Consider the following 2,673-nt stretch of genomic DNA (forward strand, 5'->3'; position numbering starts at 1 on the left):
GACGCCGTCACCTTCGCCGTCTCCGCGCTGGTGCTCTTTATTATATCATATAGTATTTTAGATGCTATGTCAAAGAAAAATGCAAACTAATTAGTATATCACACATTTTCAAACAAACTTTATCGATTATTAAAAAGTAATATTTGAGAAATTTTTATGTAAAATATAGTACTATTTTAAACAAAAAAACACCCGCCGAAGCGGGGTTAATTTTTAATAATTTAAAGTTTGACCAGCATAAATCAAATTAGGATTTGAGATGCCATTCATTGAAACTAAACTTTGAACTGTTGTTCCTAAACGGCTCGCAATTGATGAAAGATTATCACCAGATTGTACAGTGTAAGTTCGTGCTGTAGCCCCAGATTGACCGCCTGTGAAGCTAATAACCTGACCAATGTAAATCATATTCGGATTAGATAAACTGTTCTGACGTGCTAATTCTTGCCAGTTTGTACCCCAGTTTGAAGCAATACCGCTCAAAGTATCGCCTGACTGAACAATATGAGTTTTTGCGGGTGTCGTTGGCTGGCTTGTAGAAGCATCAATAGTTTCCACATCATGAACGGATAACCAGCTCATAATACCATCAAGCAAGACAGTATCTCCATTCTTCTGGATGATTTTATGTGGTTGACCTTTTACCCATTGAGGAATTGTTTCTCCTGTGGCATAATTCTTAGCGCCAAAGTTTACTTTAACCGTCATTCCAACTTCTACATCGTTTCCTTTAACTTCATTGGCTTCTTTACCATTTTCAATGGCCGGTATAGCAGTATCGGGTTTAACTACTTGGCCTTGCTGTTTTCCGTATCCATTATCTGTGATTCCTGTTAAATCAACATTTCCATCAAGTCCGCCAGCAACATAAGTTGATGTGAACTGGAATACTGAAATTCCGTCCATACTTGGGAAGAAGCTATAGTTTGGAACTGGTGTTACTTCATAATTTGGATAAGCTGCAATCCAAAGTGAGTTAGGGAACTCTTTGATGATTTGCTTATAATTAACATTGGCCAAAGTGTAAGGCTTGTCAGAATAATACATTGGAGTATATCCAGCCGCTTTTACACGTCGCATTCCATAAAGAATCGCATCAGTATTGGCCTGTTTATTTCCACTTGCTCCACCTTCATAGTCCAAAGCTACAATAGAATTCTTTGGCGTTTGAATTTTTGGTAAATAGCGGTCAAGTGCTGCTTTTGCTACTTCTTGTGAACCTCCGACTTGATACCAAATATAAGTGTGCGCTCGTTTACCTTGAGCAATTGCTGAAGCTACTTGCGTTTCATAGGTGGCTTGGTCTACAAAGGTTCCACCGTAAGTCCCTCCGATTTGGCTAAAAGCAAATTTATCATGGCCATAACCAAAATTACCGTAAGTTCCGTTATATACTGACCAGTCCACCCCTTGGTCACCTACTGCCGCAAATACAGGTCCACTTGCTGCGACAACAAAGAAAGCTACCATTCCAATGGCAGCTTTTTTAATTACTTTTTTCATTTGTTTTCCTCCGTAGTATCATTTTCAATAACATCAGTCTTAGAACTTTTTGATTTCAAATAATTCACAAGTTCTTGAAACATCGGATTTACTTGGCAAATCAATTGAATCATTCGTGCACCAAAGAAAGCAAGTGAGCCATTAATAATCCAATTTACTTCATTTTCATAAGCTCTTGAGCTTGAGAAGTGCCAAAACTCAAATACAATCCAAAATAAAGCGATTGTTGTTAAATCAATAATGATTCTTTTTCTCAAAGGTGGGTCCATTTTTTCCCCATCTTTTAACCATGTCAATCCTAATATAATTAAGATTAGCCCTGAAACTCCTAATAATTGATACTCCAATTTGTATTTTTCCTTCCATTAATAAAAACTCTACCTTTCGATAGAGTTGTTCTAAGCTGTACGTTTCCAAATATAGGCCGCCTCAAACGGTTGCCAGTTATTATGGTTAGTGTTATCTCCAACTGTGATTCCACTTGGTTCTGTATCCATTGCATAAGAACCGCTTGGTGCAGAAGCCGAAGCCCAGTGGTTTGTGCCAGCTCCACGAGCTAAAACAAAGTTTCCTGAAGTTGGAATGATTGTGTGTTGTGACAATGGATTAATTGAACCACCTTGCTTGCCGCTAGTTGATAAAGCTGTATCAGATTCATCAACTCCGACCAACACTCGACCCTTTACTCGTGCCCATGTTCCAGTTTTAAAAAGGTCTTTAGGGTCTGTAGAGACACTAGATATAAAAAACGCACCAACTGGATAGATTACATCCACAAATTTTTCAAGGATTCCGAGTTCTTGATTAATTTTATTAAAGTTATTATCAATCGTTTCAGCGCCATTTTGCATACCACGAATAATTTTTGTTATATCAGCCATTTAATTTCTCCTATTTCTATTATTTGGGTAGTGTTGTTTTAAAAGCAATACTTTCTGACTTGTCGCTTTCAACATTGCCATTTATTTGACTAACCTGAACATTGTATGATGTGCCCGCCTTTAGATTTTCCAAATCAAATGACAGAAGTTTACTTCCGCCTACAGGCACACCATCTAAATAAACCCGATACTTCATTTCATTCCAATCATACTTACTGGGTTCCGTACTAGAAGTTTGATTCGTATCAACATAAGTTCCTACATACTTTGGCCAGTCAGCAGTTATGAC

At 37.7% G+C, this 2,673-nt stretch carries 4 protein-coding genes; all 4 read right to left on the bottom strand.

Annotated elements, in window-relative coordinates:
- Positions 1 to 213: 213 nt before the first annotated feature.
- Positions 214 to 1,503, bottom strand: a complete 1,290-nt coding sequence (locus tag ABT112_RS34965) for a LysM peptidoglycan-binding domain-containing protein (RefSeq protein WP_312257998.1) — start codon at positions 1,501 to 1,503, stop codon at positions 214 to 216.
- The gene (locus ABT112_RS34970) at positions 1,500 to 1,850 is read right to left on the bottom strand and encodes a holin (protein ID WP_081144332.1); all 351 of its coding nucleotides are present in this window, start codon (positions 1,848 to 1,850) and stop codon (positions 1,500 to 1,502) included. The genes ABT112_RS34965 and ABT112_RS34970 overlap by 4 nt, the downstream gene beginning before the upstream one ends.
- Positions 1,851 to 1,901: 51 nt before the next feature.
- Positions 1,902 to 2,384 carry a phage baseplate protein gene (locus ABT112_RS34975; protein ID WP_058147781.1) on the bottom strand — a complete coding sequence of 161 codons (483 nt, stop codon included), beginning with the start codon at positions 2,382 to 2,384 and terminating at the stop codon, positions 1,902 to 1,904.
- A 19-nt stretch (positions 2,385 to 2,403) separates the two neighbouring features.
- On the bottom strand, positions 2,404 to 2,673 hold a 270-nt coding region (locus tag ABT112_RS34980; protein WP_351515811.1), incomplete at its 5' end, for a fibronectin type III domain-containing protein.

Origin of the sequence: Streptomyces sp. NPDC002055, from assembly GCF_040296705.1 — a bacterium.
Classification (GTDB): domain Bacteria; phylum Actinomycetota; class Actinomycetes; order Streptomycetales; family Streptomycetaceae; genus Streptomyces.